Here is a 6,387-nt window from a genome sequence, read left to right as displayed (position 1 = left end):
TAAAAAAATAATAGAATCCCGAGTAAATCGGGATTTTTTAGTTAGGATATTTTCTATTTTAGCAAAAAGAAAAAGATCCAGTGGTATTTAGAGATTTAAAGTAACATGAATACCGATTGAGTTAAATCAATATTCAAATTTTAAACATCATTAGATTTTTAGCACTTATCTCTAAAATCAAGACACAAAACATAATAACCTTTTACTATATAACACAAAAAATAGACAAAATACATAATTTTATGAAAATTCTCATTAATAAATTTGAAACAAAACACAATACAGCTCCTTTTAATTCAATAAAAATGGAAGATTACAAACCTGCCATAAAAGAAGGAATTGAACTAGCAAAAAAAGAAATCAATACAATTATTACCAATCCTGAAACTCCTACTTTTGAAAACACCATTGAAGCTTTAGAGTTTTCTGGACAAACACTCGACAGAATTACTAGTATCTTTTTTAATTTGAATTCTGCCGAAACTTCTGAAGAAATGCAAAAAATAGCACAAGAAGTATCCCCTCTTTTAACAGAGTTTGGTAATGACATTACTCTAAATACAGATTTATTTAATCGCATCAAAAAAATTTATGAACAAAAAAACACTTTAGTACTAACTACAGAACAAAGCACTTTATTAGATAAAAAATACAAGAGTTTTACACGTAACGGGGCTTTACTCTCTGAAGAGAAAAAAGCACGCTTACGTGAAATTGACACTGAATTGGCTAAACTAAAACTAGTTTTCGGGGAAAATGCTTTGGCTGAAACCAATAATTATGAACTCCACATCACTAACACAGAGGACTTAAAAGGACTTCCCGAAGACACTATTGAAACGGCTCTGGCATTAGCTAAAAGTAAAAATAAAGAAGGCTGGCTTTTTACTCTAAATATGCCAAGCTACTTACCTTTTGTTACTTATGCTGAGAATAGAGAATTACGCACAGAATTAACAATAGCCTATGGCAAAAAATGCTTTCAGGACAATGAATACAATAATGAAGCTATTGTAATTAAAATTGCAAATCTAAGACATGAGCGAGCGAATCTGTTAGGCTATAAAACGCATGCTCATTTTGTCCTTGAAGAACGCATGGCACAAACCCCTGAAAAAGTAAAATCATTCTTGAATGACTTATTAACCAAAGCAAAACCTGCCGCGGAAAAAGAATTTAATCAATTAGCATCCTTTGCTAAAAAAATTGACTCAGTAGAAAAATTACAAAAATGGGATGGTGCTTATTATGCTGAAAAGTTAAGACAAGAACTTTTCAACTTAGATGACGAAAAATTAAAACCCTATTTTGAACTTCAAAATGTACAAGCAGGTGCTTTTGAAATTGCGAATCGATTATTTGGATTAACTTTTACCGAAGTCTTTGATATTGACAAATACCATGATGAAGTTCATACTTTTGAAGTTACAGATGAAAAAGGGGACTTAGTCGCTGTTTTCTATTCTGATTATTTTCCTAGAGAAGGAAAACGAAATGGAGCATGGATGACCTCTTTTAAACACCAATATATTCAAAATGGAGTAAACGAACGTCCTCATGTTTCCATTGTGTGCAATTTCACTAAACCTACCCCTACCAAGCCTTCATTGCTCACTTTTCAAGAAGTAACTACCCTATTTCACGAATTTGGACATGCTTTACATGGCATGTTAGCAAACACAACTTACCCAAGTCTGTCAGGAACCTCTGTTTATTGGGACTTTGTGGAATTACCAAGTCAAGTAATGGAAAATTGGTGTTATGAACCAGAAGCCTTGGCTCTCTTTGCGAAACATTATGAAACTGGAGAAGTGATCCCACAGGAATATGTAGATAAAATTAAAGAAAGTGCAAGCTTTTTGGAAGGAATGGCAACATTACGACAATTGAGTTTCGGTCTTCTAGATATGGATTTCCACGGGCAAAATCCATCTGAAATCAAGTCCGTAAAAGAATTTGAAAAACAATCTATGGCAAATACAATGCTGTATCCTGATGTAGCAGAAAACTGTATGAGTGTTTCTTTCTCTCATATTTTTCAAGGTGGCTATTCATCAGGATATTACAGTTATAAATGGGCAGAAGTCCTAGATGCCGATGCTTTTGCTTATTTCCAAGAAAATGGTATTTTCAACAAAGAAGTAGCGGATAAATTTAAAAACTATGTTTTATCACAAGGAGGTACAGATCATCCTATGACGTTATACAAAAAATTTAGAGGTCAAGAACCTAAACCCGAAGCTTTGTTGAAGAGAGCGGGACTTTTATAATTTAACACGCAATGATCTTCAAAAAATATAAAAAAATAGCGTTTTACAGTTTTACGCTATTTACGGTAGCTATTCTGACAGTAAACCTATATATCAAATCAATTACTGAAAAAAATATTTACAAATCTGAAAGAAACATCCCCACCACTAAAGTGGGGATTATTTTCGGTGCTGGAATAAATGGTAATAATCCAAGTAAATATTTAAAAGACCGATTAGATGCAGGCATACATCTTTACAATGCAAACAAAATACAAAAAATTTTACTCTCTGGTGACAATGGAAGAGAAGAATATGACGAACTAACTGTCATGAAAAATTATTGCTATCAGCACGGGGTGGATACAACAAAAATTTATATTGATTATGCGGGTTTCGATAGCTATTCGACTTTGTATAGAGCGAAAAAAATATTTTCAATAAGAAATGCTGTCCTAATATCTCAGGAATACCATCTAAACAGAGCTATTTATATTGGTAACCAAATTGGAATTAATTCCATAGGTTACTCTGCCAATAAAGGTCTGTACAAAGGATACAAATATGTTTGCTTTAGAGAATATTTTTCAAAATTCAAAGCATTTATAGACGTGTTACGAAATAGAAAACCTAAATTCTTAGGAACTCAAATACCTATAGATGGCGTTTCAAATTATAGCAAAGAAGATAAGAGGTAACTTTTAAAATTGCCTCTTAAAATAAACTTTCATTTTTTTTTGAAAGTTTAAAAACATTTTTATACCTTTGGGGTATGGAATTCAAAGAAGCAAAAAATAAGTTTGTACAAACCTGGGGGGCGTTAGGTTCTCAGTGGGGTATCAACAAAACCATGGCACAAATTCACGCCTTGTTGATGGTATCTAACGAAGCTGTTTCTATGGAAGACATTATGGAAGAGCTACAAATTTCTCGTGGAAATGCTAGTATGAATTTACGTGCCTTGATGGATTGGGGCATTGTATACAAAGAATACAAAGCAGGTGAAAGACGTGAGTTTTTTACTGCCGAAAAAGATTTAGATGAATTAGCGGTAAAAATATCACGTGAACGAAGCAAAAGAGAAATTAAACCCGCTTTGAAAGTACTCAAAGAAGTGTCTTCAATTGACGCAAATACATCAGCTGAAGAAAAACATTTTGTAGATCAAACCACAAAACTATATGACTTTGTTCTTAAAGCTGATAATGTTTTGGACAAAATCACAGAATACAAAGACAATTGGTTGGCTCAATTGTTAGTTAAATTTATGAAGTAAAAAAATTTAATCAAAACTTTCATTTTTTTCTGAAAGTTTAAAAAAAACAATAACACTATGAACTTCTTAACCGCGCAATGGAAAAACTTGGTAATGGCAAATTATATTGTCCAACCAGATGTCTTACAAAAATACCTTCCAGCTGGCACCGAATTGGATTGTTTTAACGGGAACTGCTATGTGAGTTTGGTTGGATTTATGTTTGAAGAGACTAAAGTTTTAGGACTTAAAATTCCTAATCATACCCATTTTGAAGAAGTAAATCTTAGATTTTATGTAAAACGCTTTGAAAACGGCGAATGGAGACGTGGTGTGGTTTTTATCAAAGAAATTGTTCCGAAAAGCGCCATTACTTTTGTTGCTAACACCTTATATAAAGAACATTATGAAACCCAAATTATGAATCATCATATAAAATTAGAAGCTGAGATTTTACATGTATGCTATACCTGGAATCAAAAAAATAGCACTAACAAAATTGAAGTAAATGCTTATGATTTCTTGTCTCCATTAGATCCAAACAGCGAAGCTGAATTTATTATGGAGCATTATTATGGTTACACCAAATATGCTATAAACACTACTTACGAATACGAAGTACAACATCCTAAATGGGAACAATATACCATCAAGAACTACACCATTGGAGTAGATTTTGAAAAAAATTACGGAAAGGAGTTTCGCTTTTTAAATACAATGAAACCAAGTTCTGTCTATCTAGCCAAAGGTTCTGCAATTACCGTAAAAAACAAAAGAAAAATGAATATTTATGATCCCTTTTAATTATAATCTGATTGGTTATACCTTTTTTTTAATCATAATCATTTTTATCATAGTTTTCGTAGGCAAAATATGTTACAAAAACGGAAATCTGTATGTCAACGAATTAATTCCTAACCACGCTAATTTATGTATACAAATAAACAAAACACTTTTAGTTGGCTACTATCTTGTAAACATAGGGTACAGTGCCATGACACTTATTGGGTGGAATGAAATTATAACCATCCAACAACTCATAGAAACACTTGCCCTAAAAATTGCAACCATTGTCTTTATACTATCCTTCTTACACTATTCAAATCTTTATATACTAACAAATTACGTTCAAAAATTAATTAAATAAATCATTATGGAAACTTCAAAAATTTTAATCGGTTATGCCATCTATTTACCAATTGTAATTGTCTTAACTTTTTATGTATCTAAAACATTATTCAAAAATGGTAAGACCTTTATGCTCGATATTTTTAGAGGCAGAGAAGAAATTGCTACTGCCACTAACAAGCTATTTGAAACAGGTTTTTATCTCCTTAATTTAGGGTATGCTTTAATGATCCTTGAAATCAATCTTTACAAAAACACCTATCAAGAACTCATTGAAGAATTAAGCTATCAAATAGGAGGATTTTCAATTTATTTGGGTGTGATGATGTTCTTCAATCTGTACCTGTTTTTTAGAGGAAAAAGAAAATCGAAAGAAGCAAGTTTGAATAATCCAATAACAGCATAAAAAAGCGCCTATCAGATAATTTGCCTGACAGGCAAAACAATATAATTATGAAAAAATTAGTCATTGCCGCCGGCACAGGATTTTTAGGAAAGGTCATTATAGATTATTTCCAACAAAAATGTACAGAAATCATCGTCTTAACTAGAGGAAAATCAAGACAAGAAAACAATATATGTTATGTGCACTGGAACGCTAAAAGTTTAGGTGGATGGGAAACTGCATTAGAGAATGCTGATGTATTGATTAATATGGCAGGCAAATCGGTTGATTGTAGATATAATGAGAAAAATAAAAAAGAGATTTTGCTTTCTAGAATTAAAAGTACAAAGATCCTAAACGAAGCCGTTTCACAATGTCAAAATCCGCCTAAACACTGGCTAAATTCATCTACAGCAACTATATATAGACATTCTGAAGATAAGCAAATGGATGAATATACTGGAGAGATAGGCAATGACTTTTCGATGAATGTCGCACAAAGTTGGGAAAAAGCCTTTTTTAAAACCGAAACCTCACAAACAAAAAAAACAGCATTGAGAACCTCTATTGTGTTAGGTAAAAAAGGTGGTGCTTTCCCTCCTATTAAAAATCTTGTGCAAATGGGATTTGGTGGCAAACAAGGAGATGGTAACCAATTTATAAGTTGGATACACGAAAAAGATTTTGCCCGAGCCATAGAGTACATCATCAATAAGGAAATCACAGGCAAAATAAACCTAGTATCTCCTGAACCTATCCAAAACAAAGTCTTTATGAAAACGCTTCGTAAAGAAATGAAAATACCTTTTGGTGCTCCGCTAGGCAAACGAATGTTAGCATTTGGCGCAAAAATCATAGGCACTGAAACTGAATTGGTTTTAAAAAGCAGAAATGTAATTCCGAAACGATTACACGAAAATGGATTTAGATTTAGGTATTCTGAATTACAAGGCGCATTAAAAGAATTATTAACCAAATAATAAAACTTAAAATGACCACAATCCATCTAAAAACCATTATCAATGCAGAAATAAAAGTTGTATTTAATACGGCACGAAATTTAGATTATCATAAAGAATCATTCTTTTTTACCAAGGAAAAAATTATTGCGGGAAGATCAAGCGGACTTATTGAAGAAGGTGAATCGGTTACTTGGCAAGGGAAACATTTTGGATTCTATCTTATCTACTAAAGTTTTATAATTCAAATGAACAAATATGATTCCTTTACTTATGAANNTTCATAAGTAAAGGAATCATCATCCGTTTTAAGTTATTTACATTCTGGAATTTAAATGTTTTTTTGGCAAACATTTAGGACACTGAACAATTCTTTTTTTAATTACTACTACAATAGCATACCTCTTAAAC

The 6,387-nt window shown here is 32.0% G+C and carries 8 protein-coding genes; all 8 read left to right on the top strand.

Going from position 1 to position 6,387, the window contains the following annotated elements; all coding sequences use genetic code 11:
- Positions 1 to 242: 242 nt before the first annotated feature.
- The 8 genes from B0A78_RS11360 to B0A78_RS11325 all read left to right on the top strand — a co-directional run bounded on the left by B0A78_RS11360 (position 243) and on the right by B0A78_RS11325 (position 6,209).
- Positions 243 to 2,270, top strand: a complete 2,028-nt coding sequence (locus B0A78_RS11360) for a M3 family metallopeptidase (protein ID WP_065213058.1) — start codon at positions 243 to 245, stop codon at positions 2,268 to 2,270.
- 11 nt (positions 2,271 to 2,281) lie between these two features.
- Entirely contained in the window at positions 2,282 to 2,947 is a 666-nt protein-coding gene (locus B0A78_RS11355) for a SanA/YdcF family protein (protein ID WP_065213057.1), read from the top strand.
- Between the two features lie 74 nt (positions 2,948 to 3,021).
- Positions 3,022 to 3,525 (top strand): GbsR/MarR family transcriptional regulator, encoded by a 504-nt coding sequence (locus B0A78_RS11350; RefSeq protein WP_014166336.1) that lies wholly within the window; start codon positions 3,022 to 3,024, stop codon positions 3,523 to 3,525.
- A 57-nt stretch (positions 3,526 to 3,582) separates the two neighbouring features.
- On the top strand, positions 3,583 to 4,308 hold the full coding sequence (locus B0A78_RS11345) for a YqjF family protein (protein ID WP_065213056.1): 726 nt from the start codon (positions 3,583 to 3,585) through the stop codon (positions 4,306 to 4,308).
- The gene (locus B0A78_RS11340; RefSeq protein ID WP_075348555.1) at positions 4,295 to 4,651 is read left to right on the top strand and encodes a hypothetical protein; all 357 of its coding nucleotides are present in this window, start codon (positions 4,295 to 4,297) and stop codon (positions 4,649 to 4,651) included. The genes B0A78_RS11345 and B0A78_RS11340 overlap by 14 nt, the downstream gene beginning before the upstream one ends.
- Before the next feature lie 6 nt (positions 4,652 to 4,657).
- Entirely contained in the window at positions 4,658 to 5,038 is a 381-nt protein-coding gene (locus tag B0A78_RS11335; protein ID WP_014166339.1) for a hypothetical protein, read from the top strand.
- Positions 5,039 to 5,085: 47 nt separating this feature from the next.
- Positions 5,086 to 5,997 (top strand): TIGR01777 family oxidoreductase, encoded by a 912-nt coding sequence (locus tag B0A78_RS11330; RefSeq protein WP_065213055.1) that lies wholly within the window; start codon positions 5,086 to 5,088, stop codon positions 5,995 to 5,997.
- An 11-nt stretch (positions 5,998 to 6,008) separates the two neighbouring features.
- Positions 6,009 to 6,209, top strand: a complete 201-nt coding sequence (locus tag B0A78_RS11325) for a hypothetical protein (RefSeq protein WP_014166341.1) — start codon at positions 6,009 to 6,011, stop codon at positions 6,207 to 6,209.
- Positions 6,210 to 6,387 lie beyond the last annotated feature (178 nt).

The organism is Flavobacterium columnare NBRC 100251 = ATCC 23463 (assembly GCF_002530675.1).
In the GTDB taxonomy this organism is placed as follows: Bacteria; Bacteroidota; Bacteroidia; order Flavobacteriales; family Flavobacteriaceae; genus Flavobacterium; species Flavobacterium columnare.
This window is presented reverse-complemented; position numbering and strand designations above follow the sequence as displayed.

Bases quoted from the DNA above. Each gene is read 5' to 3' on its own strand.
- B0A78_RS11360 (WP_065213058.1), top strand. From the start codon at position 243: ATGAAAATTCTCATTAATAAATTTGAAACAAAACACAATACAGCTCCT.
- B0A78_RS11355 (WP_065213057.1), top strand. From the start codon at position 2,282: ATGATCTTCAAAAAATATAAAAAAATAGCGTTTTACAGTTTTACGCTA.
- B0A78_RS11350 (WP_014166336.1), top strand. From the start codon at position 3,022: ATGGAATTCAAAGAAGCAAAAAATAAGTTTGTACAAACCTGGGGGGCG.
- B0A78_RS11345 (WP_065213056.1), top strand. From the start codon at position 3,583: ATGAACTTCTTAACCGCGCAATGGAAAAACTTGGTAATGGCAAATTAT.
- B0A78_RS11340 (WP_075348555.1), top strand. From the start codon at position 4,295: ATGATCCCTTTTAATTATAATCTGATTGGTTATACCTTTTTTTTAATC.
- B0A78_RS11335 (WP_014166339.1), top strand. From the start codon at position 4,658: ATGGAAACTTCAAAAATTTTAATCGGTTATGCCATCTATTTACCAATT.
- B0A78_RS11330 (WP_065213055.1), top strand. From the start codon at position 5,086: ATGAAAAAATTAGTCATTGCCGCCGGCACAGGATTTTTAGGAAAGGTC.
- B0A78_RS11325 (WP_014166341.1), top strand. From the start codon at position 6,009: ATGACCACAATCCATCTAAAAACCATTATCAATGCAGAAATAAAAGTT.